The 17,824-nt window shown below is 65.2% G+C and carries 11 protein-coding genes and 3 pseudogenes; 8 read left to right on the top strand and 6 right to left on the bottom strand.

The features are described from left to right. The first annotated feature begins 271 nt into the window (after positions 1–271). The gene (locus AB0L97_RS35755) at positions 272–2,227 is read left to right on the top strand and encodes an MFS transporter (protein WP_364438663.1); all 1,956 of its coding nucleotides are present in this window, start codon (positions 272–274) and stop codon (positions 2,225–2,227) included. Between the two features lie 421 nt (positions 2,228–2,648). On the opposite strand, the pseudogene AB0L97_RS35750 reads toward AB0L97_RS35755, so the two are convergent. After that, a pseudogene (locus tag AB0L97_RS35750) lies at positions 2,649–2,936 on the bottom strand (ATP-binding protein); the annotation flags it as partial. Between the two features lie 81 nt (positions 2,937–3,017). Further along, positions 3,018–4,622 (bottom strand): ISL3 family transposase, encoded by a 1,605-nt coding sequence (locus tag AB0L97_RS35745; RefSeq protein ID WP_364438660.1) that lies wholly within the window; start codon positions 4,620–4,622, stop codon positions 3,018–3,020. 110 nt (positions 4,623–4,732) lie between these two features. Between AB0L97_RS35745 and AB0L97_RS35740 the strand changes: the two genes are divergently transcribed. The 5 genes and pseudogenes from AB0L97_RS35740 to AB0L97_RS35720 all read left to right on the top strand — a co-directional run. Continuing rightward, positions 4,733–4,942 (top strand): transposase family protein, encoded by a 210-nt coding sequence (locus tag AB0L97_RS35740; RefSeq protein ID WP_364438657.1) that lies wholly within the window; start codon positions 4,733–4,735, stop codon positions 4,940–4,942. A 7-nt stretch (positions 4,943–4,949) separates the two neighbouring features. Beyond that, a complete protein-coding gene (locus AB0L97_RS35735; RefSeq protein ID WP_364438654.1) occupies positions 4,950–5,366 on the top strand; it encodes a transposase in 417 nt (138 codons plus the stop codon). A gap of 134 nt (positions 5,367–5,500) precedes the next feature. Beyond that, positions 5,501–6,142, top strand: coding sequence for an SGNH/GDSL hydrolase family protein (locus tag AB0L97_RS35730; RefSeq protein ID WP_364438651.1), 642 nt, complete (start codon positions 5,501–5,503; stop codon positions 6,140–6,142). A gap of 185 nt (positions 6,143–6,327) precedes the next feature. Next, entirely contained in the window at positions 6,328–7,140 is an 813-nt protein-coding gene (locus AB0L97_RS35725) for a methyltransferase domain-containing protein (RefSeq protein ID WP_364438648.1), read from the top strand. A 587-nt stretch (positions 7,141–7,727) separates the two neighbouring features. Beyond that, a pseudogene (locus tag AB0L97_RS35720) lies at positions 7,728–7,820 on the top strand (maturase); the annotation flags it as partial. Here AB0L97_RS35720 and AB0L97_RS35715 read toward each other — a convergent pair. From AB0L97_RS35715 to AB0L97_RS35705, 3 genes are all read right to left on the bottom strand, one after another. Next, positions 7,808–12,754 (bottom strand): beta-ketoacyl synthase N-terminal-like domain-containing protein, encoded by a 4,947-nt coding sequence (locus tag AB0L97_RS35715; RefSeq protein ID WP_364438645.1) that lies wholly within the window; start codon positions 12,752–12,754, stop codon positions 7,808–7,810. The pseudogene AB0L97_RS35720 and the gene AB0L97_RS35715 sit on opposite strands and share 13 nt — an antisense overlap. 42 nt (positions 12,755–12,796) lie before the next feature. Further along, entirely contained in the window at positions 12,797–13,939 is a 1,143-nt protein-coding gene (locus AB0L97_RS35710) for a 3-oxoacyl-[acyl-carrier-protein] synthase III C-terminal domain-containing protein (RefSeq protein ID WP_364438642.1), read from the bottom strand. 356 nt (positions 13,940–14,295) lie between these two features. Then, complete coding sequence (locus AB0L97_RS35705) at positions 14,296–14,673, bottom strand: nuclear transport factor 2 family protein (RefSeq protein WP_364438639.1); 378 nt, start codon at positions 14,671–14,673, stop codon at positions 14,296–14,298. Positions 14,674–15,009: 336 nt separating this feature from the next. Between AB0L97_RS35705 and AB0L97_RS35700 the strand changes: the two genes are divergently transcribed. Both AB0L97_RS35700 and AB0L97_RS35695 read left to right on the top strand, forming a co-directional pair. Further along, a complete protein-coding gene (locus AB0L97_RS35700) occupies positions 15,010–15,750 on the top strand; it encodes a hypothetical protein (RefSeq protein ID WP_364438636.1) in 741 nt (246 codons plus the stop codon). A gap of 429 nt (positions 15,751–16,179) precedes the next feature. Beyond that, a pseudogene (locus tag AB0L97_RS35695) lies at positions 16,180–16,317 on the top strand (group II intron reverse transcriptase/maturase); the annotation flags it as partial. A gap of 1,322 nt (positions 16,318–17,639) precedes the next feature. Here AB0L97_RS35695 and AB0L97_RS35690 read toward each other — a convergent pair. Further along, positions 17,640–17,824 (bottom strand): IS3 family transposase (locus tag AB0L97_RS35690; protein ID WP_364438633.1); only part of this gene is annotated, 185 nt, incomplete at its 5' end.

The following is a 17,824-nucleotide window of genomic DNA, read 5'->3' as shown; positions in this document are numbered from 1 at the left end:
CGGCGGAATCGAACACTCCTCCGCGACTGTCGAATTCGCAACCCCGACCCCCGCCCACACGGGTCAACCACCAGTCCCGGTCACCGATACCGCCCATTTCAGTTGCGCAATTCAATCGGTCTTTTGATCCGAATAATGTGCGCTAAGTGATCCATTTCGCTACCGGGTTTCCACCCGGCTCACTCCCTTGTTTCCAGCCGGCAACTCGTCCTGACCCGCGGAGGGTTCAGGTTCCTTTACGAGATGCCGGGGCCAGAAAGGCATCTCGACCATGAGCTCGACCCAGACCGCAGCTTCGCCGACCCTGCTCACGGGGCTGTGGCAGCGCAAGCTACCGCACTATCCCGATACCCCCGCCCGCTCCTGGTATCTGGCCCTGGTGGTCATCACCTCGGTGGCCCTGTACTACCAGCTATTCGTCGCCGGAGCGGTGGGCAATGAGCTGATTGCCTACTTCCACCTATCCTTCCGGTACTTCGTCGGGATATTTATCGCGGGCGCCGCATTCGGCGCGGCCGCCTCGGTGCTCGCCGGCCTGCTCGACCGCTGGGGACGAGCCAATATCGTCGCCTATGGCGTGGTGATCTGCTCGCTGCTCACCTTGTTCGCCGTACCCGCGACCACGAGCAAGGAGGCCTACCTCGTCGTCTACTGCGTGGTGAGCATTGCCGAGGGCGCGGTGCTGGTGGCCACACCGGCATTGATTCGCGACTTCTCCCCGCAGTTGGGCCGGGCCTCGGCCATGGGCTTCTGGACCCTCGGACCGGTGCTCGGCGCGTTGATCACCACCGAAATCTCCACTCACACCCTCGGCGCCCATCCCGATTGGCAGTACCACTATCGGCTGTGCGGGGTGATCAGCATGGTCATCGCGGTATTCGCGGTGATCGGCTTGCGTGAACTGAGTCCGGCGCTGCGGGATCAGATCATGGTGTCGATGCGCGATCGCGCGCTGATCGAAGCGCGGGCGCACGGATTGGACGTCAGCACGCTCGAACACGGGCAATGGCGGCAGATGCTGCGTGTCAATATCGTCGGATCGGCGCTGGCGATCAGCATGTTTCTCGCCTACTTCTACACCATCGTGTCTTTCCTACCCGTTTATATGGCAACCATTTTCGGGTTCAGTTCGGCCAAGGCGAATGCCCTCGGAAATTGGTATTGGATCGCCAATGCGATCGCGCTCGTGCTGGCAGGCATCGTTTCGGACTACGTCAAGGTGCGCAAGCTGTTCATGATCGTCGGCGCACTCATCAGCATTGTCGGATTGTTCGTATTCCTCGGCTATACCGAGAAGCCCGACACCGGATACTACACGTTCGCGTTGTGGTTGAGCGTCATCGCGGTCGGTGTGGGCATCGCCTACGCCACCTGGATGGCCAGCTTCACCGAGACCGTGGAGAACCGGAATCCGGCCGCGACCGCGGTTGGTCTCGCGGTCTGGGGCGGCACGCTGCGCGGTGTCGTGACCATTGTGTTGTTCGGCTTGCTGATCGTAATCAATACCGCTGGCACACTGGTCAACTACGGTCCTCGACTCGCCGAAATCCAGCACAAGTACGGTCCACAGCTCGCGACCATTCAGACGGTCGGCACCGATACTCTCGCGGCGCTGCAGCAGAACCCCGATGATCAGGCCGCACAGGTCGCGGCGCTCAACAAGTTGACCGGTGCGTCGCCTGCCGAGATCCAGACGACCGTCGGCCTCAATACCCGCTATCCGCAGGAGCTGGCGACACTTCAGGCCATCGACCCGGCCACGTTGGCGACGCTGTCCACCAATCCGTCCGATGCCGCAGCGGGGCTTGCGGCGGTCGGCCAGGTCGCGGAGAAGTTCGGCATCCCGGTGGACCAGGCCATCGCACGCCTGCAAGCGACCCAGCAGCTCCCGGCCGCCGACCTCGCGGTCGCCGCCAAGGTGGGCCCCGAGCTCACGCAGGCGACGGCACAGCTGCAGTCGGTCGGCACCATCCCCGCCGATGACCAGGCCTATCTGGCCGCCCACGCCACCGAGGTGCTGCAGGCGGCCAAGGATTCGCCGGGACAGTGGAAGCGCTGGTGGTGGATCTGCCTGATCGCGCAGGTCGTATTCCTGCCGTTCGTGTTCCTGATGTCCGGACATTGGAGCCCGAAGAAAGCCGCTGCGGAGGCGAAGGCGCATGACGAGCGCGTCGAGCGCGAACTCGCCGCGATCAAGGAGAAACCGGAACCGGAGCCGGTCGGGTAGTGCGTCGTGCCTGGCGTTGCGACGGCATCGCCAGGCACGAACCGGTCACTTGGTGAGGTCGACCACCCATTCGTGGTTGTTCACGTCGACCTTGTCCTTGCCGTCGAAACCGGCGGGCGTAGCAACCTCACTGTTCGCATCGGTCAGCGTGGCACGCGCCATCTGGCTGGAAGCTGGATTGGGCAGCGCCTCACGGGGATTATGACGCTGCCTCTCTATTTGTCAAGTTGCAGAACACGGCTCGGCTGGGCTTCGGCGGCGTCTGGTGTCGTCGGCGATCATGATGCGCCAGATGGTGTTGGCGCATGGCCGCGCGTGGGGACGATCCGCCGGCAATCCTGCGGTCGTAGTATGCGCGGTGACTGCGCTCGCCGAATCTCAACCGGGCTCATCGAAATGTCCCACCCGTGAGCGGCGCTGATTATAGGGGCTGCCGGTTGCCCGTCGTGGTCCGGCGGAGGTGGTCCGCGGTCGCCTGGTGGTCGCGCAGGCGGTAGGAGCCCCCGTCGAGGTTGATCACCATCGACCGGTGTAGCAACCGGCCCAGCAGCGCGGCCGCGACGGTGTTGTCGCCGAGGATCTCGCCCTAGGATCCGACGCCGCGGTTGGTGGTGATCACGATCGAGGTCTTCAAATAGCGTTGCGACACGACCTGAAACAACGCTGACGCCGCCTCGGCCGGCAACGGCAGGTAGCCGATATCGTCGATCTATGCCGACGTCGGCATAGTGTCGCGTTCGGCTGAATACTGGTTCTGGCCCAAATTTCGTGAAGTCGATCGTTCTGTTGATCAGTCGCTCAACAGGATGCGCTTCCTCAACAGGTCAGGCTTTGCCCTGCCGAACATCTGCCGTTTCAGCATCTTGATCCGGTTGACATGCCCTTCGACCGTGCCGCTGCTCCAGCGCATGGTCAGACCTGCGGCGACCGCGTCCTGATCGCGTCGCAGGCCCCGAACGAACGAATGCAGTGCCGGCTGGTTGTCGGCATCGACGCAGCTCATCCATTGTTCGAGTTGCTTGCCCTTCAGTTCGGTCATCATGGTCGCGAACGCGCGGATATGGCCCGCAAGGGAATCCAATTCCGGACTGGCGGCAAGGATCGCGTCGAGGCGCTGCTGGTCGTCGGGATCCAACGCCGCCGGATCGGTCATGATCCATGCCGCGACGCGACGCGCGGCTGGCGGCTTCGGTGGCGGCGCCGGGATGTGGGCGGTCGCCCGGAACTGCTGGAGGTAGGCGCGGACCATGCTCGCCCGGCCTCGGTAGCCGCGGGCGCGGATTTCCTCGAACAGCCTGGTGGCGTTCGTGCAGCCCTCATTCCATCGCCCGTGCAGGTAGGGCTTGAATTCGTCGAGCAGGCCGACGCGGTAGCCGGTGCCGTTGTTGACCAACAGTTCCTCCGGCGACTGGGCGCGGGCGAACCGGCGGGCGGTGTTGCGCGCCAAGCCCAGGCGGATCCCGATAGCCCGGATGGTTTCGCCTTCGGCCAGCAGTGCGTGAACCCGGGCGTAACGTTCCCGGGTGCGGACCGCAACGCGGTCGCGGCGTTGCGTGGGGTCGACCGGCCCGTGTCTCATGCCTGCGGCGACCTCGCCGATGTCGGGCAGCAACGGCTCACCAGGACGCTCGACCGCTGCGCTGAGGAAGACCCGATGCCGGGCGACGCTGCGCTCGACGGCTTCGCCGAGGTTGTGCCAGAGGTGCCAGCGATCTGCGACCTGGATTGCCTCGGGTGCGCCTTTCGTTGCGCCTTCGGCATAGGCGCCGGCGCGATCACGGCAGACGATCTCGACGCCCGGATGCGCCCGCAGCCAGGTGGTCAAGGTGTCAGCGGTGCGGTCGGTCAGGACGTCGACCGGGCGGCGGGTGTTCATGTCGATCAGGATCGTTCCGTAGCGGTGCCCACGGCGCAGGGCGAAGTCGTCGACCCCGAGAACGCGCGGCGTCGTTCGTTTCGGGTCCGGCAGTGCGCGGATCCTGCGCAGCAAGGTCGTGCGACCGACCTGGGCCGCGAGGTGCCCGGTCAACCGGGCACCGGCCCGTCCGCCCAACGCCAGCGCGACCGGGCGCAGGACCTTCTCCAGCAGAAGTGTCCGCCGTGCGTAACGGGCGGCAAGCCGAGGGACCTGCTCAGCGAAAGTTCTTCTCCCGCAATCCGAGTTGTCGCAGAACAACCGGCGGATCTGCAGGGCGATCACGACTTCCCGTCCGGAGATCGCGGTGTCGGACAATCGCCGTCGGTACCGGCTGTGGACGCGGTGCGACAGCGTCGCGCAGCAGGGGCACTCCACCTGCTCGTCCGGAGTGGCCGCGTCGATCCGGACCGTGGAACCGACAGCACGAACGGCGCCGATCACCAGACCGTCCAGGTGTGGAAACAAGATCGTCAACACACCAAGATCAGAGAATCGGCCACTTCGCCAACCATCAATCAGCCCAACATATCCCGGTCTGGGTCAATCACGAAATATGAACCAGAACCAGTCTTCAACCGGAAGCGACAGTGACGATCGAAGCTGCCGTTGGCGCGGCGGCGGGAAGTTGTCCGCGATGCCGGAGCGACTCGGCGCGGGTCCATTCCCGGTATTGGCGACAGTTGACGGATATGTCGATTGCGGGCCGCGTGGTGGTACTGCGGTTGCGTGTGCGCCGGTTCTTCTGCCCGAACATCGGTTGTGCTGCAGGACTTTTGCTGAGCAGGTTGCTGGGTTGACGGTGAAGTGGGCGCGCCGGACGAACCAGCTGGCCTCGACGCTGACCAGGATCGGGTTGGCGTTGGCGGGCGGGCCGGTGCCCGGCTGGCCAGCAGGCTGGGCATCGCGACGAGCCGGGACACGCTGCTGCGGCTAATGCGAGCGTTGCCGGACCCGCCGATCACCCGGGTGCAGATCCTCGGGGTCGACGATATCTCCTTCCGCCGCGGACACACGTATGGAACGGTCGTGGTGGATATGCAGTCGCATCGTCCGATCGAGGTGCTCGCCGACCGCACCGCCGCAACGCTCGCGGACTGGCTGGGGGAACATCCTGGAGTCGAGGTGGTGTGCCGAGATCGCGCTTCAGCTTATGCCGGGGCGGTCAAGACCGCCGCGCCCGGAGGCGATCGAGGTCGCCGATCGCTGGCATTTGTGGCATAACCTCGCCGAGGCGGTGGACAAGACCGTCGTCGCCGAACGGGCAGCCCTGCGCGTCGCCGTGGACCAGCCGCTAGAACAGCCTGCCTCGGAGTTCACCGTCTTGTGAATCATCCGGCTGCGCGGACAGGCCGCGCATGCGGATCTCGTGGCGGGGCGACAGCCTGATCGAAGCCTACGAAGCGCACAATCCGCGCCTTACCGACCCCGCAGACCTCCCGCCGGTCGGAAGCATGGTCGAGATCACCCAGTGGCGCCATCGCGGCTTCTCCCACGCCGTCACCACCGCCCTGCAAGCTCGATACCCATCAGTCGATGTCGAGTCGGTCAACTTCGCTGTAGGCGGAGCGACCTCAGCTGACGTATTCACCGAAGTCAGTGCCCGCGACACCGGCCAGGGGTGGCATATAGCGGTGGTCAGCTGCGGCACCAACGACGTCTGGAGGAGTTTTCAGCAGCGGCCCGAAGGCGTGCCGATCGGCGTGTACGAGGCCAACATACGCGCCGCTCTGCACGCGCTCGCGACCCGCGGTCATCGCGGCCCCGCCGATCGGGTGGCTGTCCGGCATCGACACCGCCGCGGTCAACGCCGAACTCGCCCGATACAACGAACGCGCCCGCCGCGCCGCCCTAGAGGTCGAGGCGTGCTTCATCGACGTGCGGGATCGGTTCATGGCGACAGCAACGGCGTTGGGGTGGGCTCCCGCCGTTCGGGCGGCTGCTGGGGCGTCGGCCACGCTGTGGTGTGCCGACGGAGTGCACCTATCGGATTTCGGTGATCATTTGCTCGCCGAGGAGATCGTGCGTTGCCTCACCGACGCGGCAGTCATCGAACACCTGCTCACGAATGACTCGACGCGGACCGCAACGCAGCAGCATGACACTCAGTAGCTTTCGCGCAGCGCGGAATCCCTACCATCGAACCTCGAATCGAACCCTGATCCGAAAGGCCGGGTGGTGTGCGGTGAGTGAGTCACAGGCCGATGTGTTCGACGAGAAGTTCAGCGTGTTCGCCCGATGGCAAACCAGCCCGTGGGGTCGGCTGCGCTATACCACCGCGGCCGCGAACCTCACCGCCCACCTATCGGCGGGCCCGCTGGACATTTTGGATGTGGGCGGGGGCAACGGCCTCGACGCGCTCGAACTCGCGGCACGGGGCCATCACGTCACGATCGCCGACATCTCCGAGCAGTCCCTCGCCGAGGCGTACCGCGGCCGCGCACGCGGCCTGGACGACCGCGTCACCACCCGGCACGCGAGCATCGATGCCCTCGGTGACGAGTTCGGTCGCGGCTGTTTCGATGTTCTGCTGTGCCACAACCTCATCCAGTACCTGCCTGACCCTGCCGGGGTGATCGCAACACTGGCGGTGCCGCTGCGTGTGAGCGGCGTGCTGTCGGTGATCGCGCCCAACGCTGACGCCGATCCGCTGCTGAGCGCGGTGCGGGGCCTGGACCCGGGCGGGGCGTTGGGGATGCTCGACGCTCCCACCCGCTACAGCGTCGCCTACGAAACAACCACCCGCGCCTGCTATCCCAACCATGTCAAAGCCGACCTGGCAACTGCCGGATTCGAGGTCATTGCTCATCGCGGCATCCGCACCGTTTGCGACTACATCGTTGACGACGACCGCAAGTCCGATCCCGAGTTCTACCGCCAGCTCGAACGCCTCGAACTGGCGCTGGCCGCCCGCGTCCCCTACATCCATCTGGCCAGGTTTTCCACACCACCTTCCGCCCACCGATGCGGCATACTGCGTGCATTGCACTGCTACTGACGGCGGTGACGGTGAGCCCCAGCCAGGTGGGTGTTCGGCTGTCGCGACCACGCGATCAACGACTGCGGCGACATCGCGCACCTGACGAAATTGTCCTGGACCAGGATCGTCCGGCGCCAGTTGGTCGCAGGCTCCGCGTCGCCAGACAACCGGACCTGATCGCCTACTGGGCCGCCCGACGACGGAAAGTGGTCGCTCCGCTCGACAGCTACAACCTGCGCCTGCTCGACAGGCAGAACGCTGCCCACTCTGCGGGGATCACCTGCTCACCGCCGACCAACCTCCACAGTCGCCACACGACTGGGAACGGTGGTGGCTGACCGTCGTCAAACGGGCGATCAACGCCGCCTACCTCACCCACCACGAGGCAGGCGGCCAGCCGGACGACAACCACACCCGCCTGATGCACGCTTCCTGCAACCGCAGCCTCATCGCTCGCAAGCGCAGGAAGCCGGAAACCCGCAACGTTTTCGGGGCTTGCTCGAGCCGGATGCGGTTACGCCGCACGGCCGGTTCTAAGGGGCTCCGGGCTTTTAGAAACGGAGCGGATCGGAGGACCGGCACCGTGCTCCGTCTCGACCCTACTCGAACCGGTCTCCTACGGGTTCCGCCCGAAGCGACATGCCCGGGACGCGATCGCCGATATCCACTACTACGGCACCCGCGGCTACCGCTGGGTGTCCGGCGGTGCGAGCAGTTCGTGGAGCAACCGCTGCGCAAGTACGGCGGGAGTATCGGTTTCGAGCTCGGTGAGGGGCGGCAACTCGACGCCGGTCACCTTGCTCAGGTTGTCGTGCAGTGCGATTGCGGTGAGGGAGTCCAAGCCGATATCCAGGAAGCTGTGATCGGCCGCCACGGCGTTGGGGTCGTGGTATCCGAGCAGACCGGCAGCTCGGGTCACAACCAGGTCCTCGACAAGTTGCGCCTGCTCCGCGGTGCCGAGCCGCGCGAAATGCTCGCGGAACGCGGTGGACGCCGCGACGAGTGCGGTCTCGTCGGCGGACGCGATATCGGCCCACTGTGGTCGCGACTCGTCGAGTTGCCCGGCGACCGCGAGCTGTATGGCCCGGTCATGCCAGTATCGACGGTGCTCGAACGGATAAGTCGGCAGGTCGATCTGTCGTGCTCCGGCACCGTCGAAGAACTTCGTCCAGTCGACGGGCAGCCCGCGGACATATCCGCGGGCCAACGAGCCCGTGAACTGGTCGAAACCGCCCTGGCTGCGGCGGATCGTCCCGATGGCCAGCGCCGCATCCGAGACCGTCGCTGCGATGGCGGCGGTGAGCGCTGGATGGGGTCCGGCTTCGACGAAGTAGCTGGAGCCCGCCGCGGCGAGAGCTTCGACGGTCGCGGCGAACTGCACGGGCTGCCGCAGGTTGTCGTACCAATAGCTGGCGTCGGCTTCGGGGCCGTCCATCGGCTTTCCGGTGACCGTGGAGTACCAGTTGATCTGCGCGGGCTTGGGGGTGAGTCCGGACAGGTCTACCAATAGTCGTTCGCGGATGGGTTCCACATGTGCCGAATGCGAGGCAAATCCGATCCGGACGAGATGAGCGGGTACTCGCGCATCGCGGTATTGCGTCATCAACGCCGTGATGGAGTCGGCGTCTCCGGACAAAACGGTGGTCCGCGGACTGTTGTAGCCTGCGATGCTCACGTCGTCGATTCCGCGGATCCGTTGCGACACTTCCGCAGCGGGTGACTCTACCGACAGCATCCGGCCGTCGAGATCGGCGCACAGCGCGGCGCGACAGACGATGACGCGGGCGGCATCGCGCAGCGAAAGCACGCCCGCGACGTGCGCGGCGGCGATCTCGCCGAAGGAATGTCCGACCACCGCGTCGGGGACGACGCCGTATTCCTGCCACAGCCGGGCCAGCGACACCGTCACCGCGAACAGCACCGGCTGGACCACTTCCGGTCGGCGCAGGGCCGATTCGTCGGCTGCGGCAGCCGACACCGACCAATCGACGAATTCGCCCAAGGCCGACTCGCACTCGGCCATCGAGGCGGCGAAGACCGGCGACGAATCGAGCAGCGCCGACGCCATACCGGCCCACTGCGCACCGTGTCCGGGAAACACGAACACGGTCCTCCCCCGCAGGTCGGCGCGGCCGGTCACCGCATAGCCCGACGTTCCCGCCGCCAGCGCCGCCAGGTCCGCACGGTGGTCGGCTCTGAACACGACCGCCCGGTGCTCCAGCTGTGCGCGAGTGCCGGCCAGTGAATAACCGACGTCGGCGGGGGCGGTGCCACCGTCGAGTATCGAGACGAGTCGCCCCGCTTGCTGCGCTAGAGCCGTGGTCGTCTTGGCCGAGAAGGCCAGCGGTGTCACGAGCGGCGAGCAGGCTGCGGGACGCGCGACCGCTGAGCGCTTGCCGAAGACAAGCGCCGCGCTCCTTGGGGGGGTGGCTTCGGCAGCTTCGTCGTGCGGCGGGGCCTGTTCGAGGATGACGTGGGCATTGGTGCCACTGATCCCGAATGCGGAGACTCCCGCGCGCCGAGGCCGTGGGTGTTGCGGCCACGGTGTGGCGTCGGTGGCAAGGCGAACAGTGTCCGAGGTCCAGTCCACATACGGGGAGGGCTCGTCCACGTGCAGAGTCCGGGGGACCAATCCATGCTCTATGGCCAGCAGCGTCTTGATGGTCCCGAGAACGCCTGCGGCGGCCTGGGTGTGGCCGATGTTGGACTTGACCGAGCCGAGCAGGAGCGGCACGGCGCGGTCGCGTCCGTAGGTGGCCAGAAGTGCATTCGCCTCGATCGGATCGCCGAGTCTAGTCCCGGTACCATGGGCCTCGACGGCATCGACGTCGGACGGCGTCAGCCCGGCGTCGGCCAGCGCCCGTTGGATGAGCCGTTGTTGGGCCAGGCCGTTGGGCGCGGTCAGTCCGTTGGACGTGCCGTCGGAGTTGATGGCCGTCCCGCGGATCACTCCAACGATGCGACGGCCTGCCCGGCGCGCGTCGGACAGCCGCTCGAGCACCAGAACCCCCACGCCTTCGCCCCAGCCGGTCCCGTCGGCAGCGGCCGCGAAGGGCTTGCACCGGCCGTCGGCCGCGAGTCCGTTCTGCCGGGCGAATTCGGCGAAGGTCACCGGTGTGGACAGGACCGTCGCACCGCCAACGATCGCCAGTGAGCACTCCCCGTACCGCAGCGTCCGAACGGCGAGGTGGAGGGCCACCAGCGACGACGAGCACGCCGTGTCAACGGTGATGGCAGGACCGTGCAGCCCGAGCACGTAGGAGATCCGCCCGGACGCGACGCCTGCGGCGTTGCCGGTCATGGCGGAGGCGTCGCCGGCGGAGACGGCCTGGTAGGTGCGCGGGACGTAATCGGAGGCCATGACACCGACGAACACACCGGTTTCGCTGTCGCGCAACGACATCGGGTCTATCCTGGCGTGTTCCAATGCTTCCCAGGTGGTTTCCAGCAGCAGCCGCTGTTGGGGGTCCATGGCGACCGCTTCCCGCGGCGAGATGCCGAAGAAGGCCGGATCGAACGAAGCGGCGTCGAGGAAGCCGCCGCGCCGCGCGTAACCAGCCTTGGGGTCGACCGCCCAACCTCGGTCGGAGGGGAAGTCGCCGATCGTGTCACGGCCAGCCACGAGCAGCTCCCAGAACTCGTCGGGGGACCCGATGTCCCCAGGCAACCGGCATCCCATACCGACGACGACCACCGGGTCGTCATCAGTGTGTCGCAGCCGGACCGGCGCGGTCGGCTCCGGCTCATCTGCGGTGTCGCCCGCGACGACGCGCTCGTCGATGTCGCGGGCGACCGAATTCGGGGTAGGCAGATCGTAGGCGATGGTCGTCGGCAGGTCGAGGCCGGTGGCCTCGACCAAGGCGGCACGCAGTCGCACTGCCGTTGCCGATGTCAGGCCATAGTCGGTGAATACTTGGTCCGGCTCGATCGGCTCGGCCGCGTCGAGCAGGCCGCGAACGGTTTCGCGCACCAAATCCAGCGAACGCTGTAGGCGCCGTGCCTGCGGCAACAGTCGAAGCTCTTGGACCCATGCCGATTCCGCGCGCGAACCGCGGCTGGAATATCCCCCGTCGCGCAGCGGAACCCCACCAAGCATCGCGACGAGCCTGCTGCGGGCGATCTTCCCGGATGGTGTGCACGGCATCTCGTCGAGCACGACCAACTCAAGCGGGACCTTGTGATCCGCCACACCTTTTGCGGCAAGATGTTCGGTTGCGTCCCGCAAGGTGACCACACTGCCGGGCCGAAGGGTGACGACCAGGCACGGATACTCGCCGAGTCGATCGTCGGGGCGCCCGACGACGGCGACTCGGTCCAGGCCCGGTATGTCGTCCAGCAGCGTCTCGACCTCCACGGCGCTGAATTTCACGCCGCCGACATTGATCACCTCCGCGTCGCGGCCGTGGAAGGTGACCATGCCGCCGTTGTCGACACTAGCCCGGTCGCCGGTCCGCAGCCAGCCGTCCGCCGTGAACGTGTCGCGGGCGAGCTGCGGATCCTCGAAATACTCCGTGAAACGGAAGGGGCTGCGGAATTGTAGCTGGCCGGGTTCGCCGGGACGGCAGGGGCGACCGTCGTCTGCGACCACCTGCACCTCGGCACCGGAAATCGGTCGCCCGACAGTGCCCATGGCCCGCTCTGGAGGATCCTCCGGCCGTGTGAACAGGCCCGCACCCACTTCGGACATGCCCCATTGCACGATCACCCTGGCACCCATCTTCGCTTCGACGTTCGCCACCAGCGTGGCGGGAACGGCAGCGCCGCTGGCTCGTATCTCCCGCAGCCGAATACCGTCGAGGTCGGGCCGCGACACCACATCGCGGATTTGAGCAGGCACCGCGAACAGCACCGTCGCCTCCGACGACCGTGCCAGTCGAAGGAATTCTGCGACGTCCCAGCCTGCGAGCAACGCCTGACGGCCACGGGTCACCACGCTGAGGTGTACCGACAGCAGGCCGAACAGATGCGTGAAGGGACTTGCGCTCACGATCGCGTCGTCGCCGTTGGCCCGGGCGTCCGCGGCGACAGCGATCGCATTCGACATCAGGCTGCGGTGGGTGTGCACACAGATCTTCGGGCGCAGCGAGGTCGTGCCCGACGACGGGACGAGGACGAACGGGTCGTCCGGGTCCACCCGCTCCGGCGATGGAGCCGTTCCGGCCCAACGCCGTACCAGGTCGGCCACCGACCACACCCCGTCGGCCGCATCATCGATACCCCCCGTCTGGGCGAGGTTACCGACCACAAGTATCCGCTTCAGAGCTGGCGTGTGTGGGAGAATCTTCCGCACGGAATCGTGGCCGCGTTCGGCCGAGAGAACCACCGTGCCCGCGCGGGTGCGGGCCAGCATCGAGCGCAGTTCGTGCGGCCCGAGGCCGGTGTGCAATGGGAGCATCACCGCACCGATTGCGGCGACGGCGATGTGAACGGTCAGGAACTCCCAGCAGTTGGGCAGATGCACCGCCACGAGATCGCCCTTGCCGATTCCGAGTTCCTGCAGTGCGCGAGCAAGCGCGGCGGACTCGGCGCGCCACTGCTCCCAAGACCGGTGATCGCCATCGGCGAATATCGCGGGCTCCGCGGTGCAGGCGTCTGCGGCGGCAGTGAACAGGGCAGGAAGTGTCGGATGCATGAGGTGTCCTCCCGATGGTCGTCAGCTATGGGGGTCGATCGACTATGAAGTCGGGGACCATCCGCCTTCGGGGACGTTCATCGTGAATGCGCCTGCGCCGAAACTTAACCCGAACGCCATGATCAGCCCCTGTCCCGGTGCGCGCCGGACCGGCTCGGCCAGCATCAGCGGGACCGAGCACCCGAGGGTGTTGCCGTGGTCGCGCAGTACCCGATAGGACGAGGCGACCTTGTCGCTCCGCGGGTCGACCCCGAACTCCCGGCACAGTGTGTTGAGGATTCGGACACTGCCGGTGTGCATCAACAGTGTCGAGGCGTCCGCAGGAGTGGTCAGGTGGCAGGATTGATCCTTGAGCGTCATGCGCACGGTCTCCTTGGCGTAGAAGCCCCCGCGCGGCGTCACCAGATTGCTTAGCGTGTACATCCGACGCGCTCCCCGCTGTATCGGGTTGTCCGAACCACCGTCGGGAACGGTGCCGAGTTCGGCATCTGCTGGTTGTTCGTTGGTCAGACTCGCCACCGGCCCGAACGAGGGTCCGTTCCCCTCGGCCCCGAGCACCATCGCGACGGCCGCATCGGCGAAGAGGAAGCCGTGCAGCGCATCGACACATTCCTGGCGCTCGTCGACAGCGAGTTCTTCGAAGTGCCGATGGAAGCCGGTAATCGGCGGGGTCAGCGGAGTGACCGCCTCGGCGAAGCAGACCAGGACCAGCTTGTCCGGGTTGCACGCCAGATACCACCGGGCCGGGTCGACGGCCTTGGACAGCGCCGAACAGCCCATGTATTCGATGCTGAGATTCTGTGTGGTCCTCGACAGTTCGGGCATACGTACGAACATGTCGCACACCAGACTCGGCATGAGCCTGCCCGGCGTGCTCGTCAACCCGAGCACCAACCCGATCTTCTCCACCGGGATATCGGCCTTGGCGATGCACTTGCGGGCGGCCCTGACGGCGAGATCGGCTACAGCGATGCCGAGTTCGGGCTCGGCGTCGCCGAAGAGCACGTCGGGATAATTGGCCAGGATCGAGTGACGCTTGTCGATCCCGAGGCTGCGCGCCATCTCCTCAAGTCGGTCCGACAAGTGTCCCTGGCCCGCCTCCAGCAGTTCCTCGGTAGAATGCTCCCAACGGGGAAGCTCTGTGGCAATTCCGAGCAGGCGGGGCTCGGGCGCGGTGTGGGACATGCTGCGATACCTATTCTGTTATTAGAAACTTTTTGGAGAGTGTGGTTTTCGACAGTCGCGTATACGCACCGATAATTCGGAATCGTTGTGGGGCAACAATAAACGACATCCGTTTTTCGATAGTCGATGGCCTAGGCGACCACGCACTTGGAATTAATCCATCGTCGTCCTGAATAGTGTCAAATCAGCGGTGCTACTGCACCTGGCACCGAACCTTCATTCGGCCACAAGGTCTGGCCCGACAATGAGCCAGACTCACCGTGATGATGACTGAAGATACAGTCGTCTGCAAGTTGAGCGCAAGCCCCTTCCCGACACCGGGAAGGCGGTCGGCTTTGTCCGCATGGAGTGCAGACTCATCTGCTTGCGGCGAGTGCGCGACCTATCGCACCGGCATCGTAGGGATTTTCCCAGTGCTCGATGATTCTGCCGCCATGGAAGCGCCACAGCCCACAGAAGGGCATGGCGATATCGTGGGTATTGATCGTGGCGCGCAATACGCCGAGAACAGCTCCGAAGTGATCGTTGGCGACGATGTCCTGCACATCCATGACGCGGGTGTAGCCGGTCAGGCGGTTGAAGGTCTCCACATGATCGATCACCGCCTCCATGCCCACTACCGGATCAAGGCTACGGTCGGCAGGGTGCAGGACAATGTCGTCGGCCGCGCGGTGCCGTAGCGAAGTCGCATCGGTGTAGATCTCCTGCAATACATCGACATTAGGATGATTCATGCTCCGGGCCTTCCATGAGGAACTCGACTACGGCGGATATGGCAGATATGGCGCTGATAAATGTACCGCTCCGACAGGGACTCTGCCAGGCATTCGGCTCCGTCGCGGATTCGGCAGTGGGAGTCGGTGGGGTGCGAGAGCGTGCGGTGCGAGAGCGAGACTATTCGACGGATTACAGTCGTGGCATTGAGCCCCCGTCAGGCTCCAGAGACCCGCCCATGCACCACTGCAATTTGCAAGGTACTCGCGGAGAGCATATGATTCGCGGACACCGATCGAGCAGTCAAATATCACTGATCGGCGGCGATCCCGGCGGCGAGACGGACTAGGTGCCCCATGATCACTCAACCTTCCCACGCGACCACTTCGGGTTCGGGTACCGGTCTGTATTGGCTGGATGCCAGCAGATTGGCCCGGATCATCGACTACGTCGAGTCGCAGTCGACTCCCGAATTGCTATCGGCGGTGCTAGGCGTCGACAACTCCGCCGCGGCGGAGGCATCCCGATTCCTGTTGCGACACTGTAGCTTTGACCACGTCGGAATCCTCCTCTTTCCAACCGATATCAGCGAGATGCCGAAAACCCTGATACGGAACGGTTTCGAATTGGAAGACACCATGGCCAGCACAATCGTGCAACGCCGGGTATGCGATCGATACGGAATTAGACCAGCCGACCTACGAATCCACATCCACCATTTCACCCGACCGGCATCGGGCGCGCAACGGCCGATGCGAACCGAGATATTCTTCCCCAGCCACGACAGCACCCCATCGGCCATCGGGCGCATGATGCGAGCCGACGAGCGTAAGCACAATCGGGAGGCCCATTTCGCCTTCCGGGTCGACGGTGACGACGAGGCGTTCGCGATGCTGTGGCGGTTCCTCACCGGCCCCGGCGCAATGCGCCCGGACGGGGGCGGCTACAACCCGAACCACGAGGGCGGCGGCTGTTCGACTTTCTACTTCGCCTCTGACTCGGTCCCATTCAGCCCCTGGCCGCGCCGGCTGGAGCTTATCCGCGGCGGCTACCACCCGCCCATCGAACATGTGGATCCACAAAGGATCCCGACATGATTGAGATCGCAGGTAACCGGTCGGGGGCGCGGCTGTGCGGAGGCTCAAGTTTTCGCTAGCTGGTGGATGATGTTGCGGTGTCCGATGGTCCGCGCCCTCCATATGACAGTCAGCTGCTCGGGTGGAGCGGCAGACGGCGATGATGAAGCAACAGGCCGCCCGGATAGGCCGGACATCGATCCGAAGCGACAGCCGGGGCGCACTTGGCGAAATTCCCCGCAGCCTCCCTCAGCTGATCGCCATTTCGCAAGACTGCACCGAAGTCATTGCGAAGCAATGTTTCCTGGCGGAGGCCCTGCTTCCAGCACGCACAAATATAACTGTAACGCTAGTGCTGTGTTCCTCAATGACCATGTATCTTGTTGAATCGTCACGAGTTGGGGGACCACTTCTTCCTAGCGGAAGATGGTTCCCATAATGGTCGAAGCGTTACCCGTCCCGACCGTGGCCGACCGAGTGATCCAGGCATCGTTGAAGCTGGTGCTGGAGCCGATTCTCGAGGCGGATTTCTTGCCGTGTTCGTCTGGTTTCCGGCTCAACCGCCGGGCCTGGGGCGCTGTTGCCGAACCGCTCGGCCGGGCGCCCTCGGCCAACGCCTTCTTCATCCAGATCCGCCGCGTCTCGAAATGGACCTCCACCAACGGCGCGAAGCGCTACGCCGACATCCACGGATTGCTGGCCAAAGGCCAGACCATCCGCGGCATCGGCATCCGACTCGGGCCGGCCCGCGGCACGGTTCGACGGATCGCCCGCGCCGAGTCGCCAGAGGAGCTACTGGTCAACAACCGCACCGGATACCGAACCAGCCTGCTCGACGAGTTCAAGCCCTACCTGCATCAACGCTGGAACCAGGGCTGCACCAACGCCGCCAGGCTGTTCGAAGAGATCCGATCACGAGGCTACCGAGGTCGAGCCAGCATGGTCCGTGCTTGCCTGCAGCGCTTCCGGACCACGGCGCACATCCCGCCACCGCCACCGAAACCGCCGACAGTCCGCAAGGTCACCGCCTGGATCATGACCCACCCAGCCAACATCGACCCCAGCGATCAGCGTCAGCTCGACGCGATCCTGAAGACCAGTCCCGCACTTGAATCGCTCGCCGCCCATGTCCGCGCGTTCGCCACGATCATGACCGAGCGTCGCGGCCGGGAACTCGAACAATGGATGACCAGCGTCGATGCCGACAACCACCCGGCCTCGTGGTGATCGGCGATGTCTGGAGCGACGGCGATAGGATGGTCGTGGAGGCTGTGGTTGCCACGCCGATGGCCCGGTGCTCTGGATGCGGAACGGTGTCTGGACGTGTGCATTCCCGCTACCGACGCCGGTTGGCCGCCGCTGCGGTTGCCGGGCGCACGATGGTTCTGTCGCCCACACATCGGGGGGAACCGCCCACCCTCCGAGCGCTCGGTGTGAAGACGGCATTGCGGGCGGGCGCGTTCCGCCGTGGAAACGCCGATGACGACATCTTCGTCCACGCGATCGGCACACTCGTCGCTGAGGGGGCAGCACAGCTAATGCAGCCTTCGTGGTGACCTTGGAATTTACCCGTGAGGAGTTCATCGATTTCGTCACCGACTGCACCGTCGTGCTGGCGACTACGGTTCCGACCAGTAAGAGCGTATCTGAGCATTCGGCTGCCGGTCGGCATGGGATGCCTGGAAAGTAGCTTCCACCTCCACAACCTGGGCGGGACCATCGCCTGCTGTGGCCGAACTCGCCCCGCCCCCGGGCCCGGCCGGAACCCGATGCCATCAGTCATGACCGCTGTGCAGGACAGTACTTGTGAATGGTGGCGGCGATGTCGGCGAGAGAACGTCCAACGATCGGCCTGGCATGACTATCGGTGCGCCATGACGTGAGGTTCCCCCGCATTGTTGGAGGACGGACTATCGGGTTCCAGCCGGAACCGGGTGATGGTAGCTGGCTTCGAACTCGGCGGGTGATCGCCAGCCCAGCTTCTTCTGAATGCGCTGGCCGTTGTACCAGCCATCGATATAGGCGAACAGGGCGTTCTCGGCCTCGTCCCGGGTCCGCCAGGCCCGGCGATAAACCAACTCGGTCTTCAACGTGG

Source organism: Nocardia sp. NPDC051911, from assembly GCF_040681035.1.
GTDB classification, from domain to species: Bacteria; Actinomycetota; Actinomycetes; order Mycobacteriales; family Mycobacteriaceae; genus Nocardia; species Nocardia sichangensis.
The sequence above is the reverse complement of the archived record's forward strand: the minus strand, read 5'-3'. Positions and strand labels throughout refer to the sequence as shown.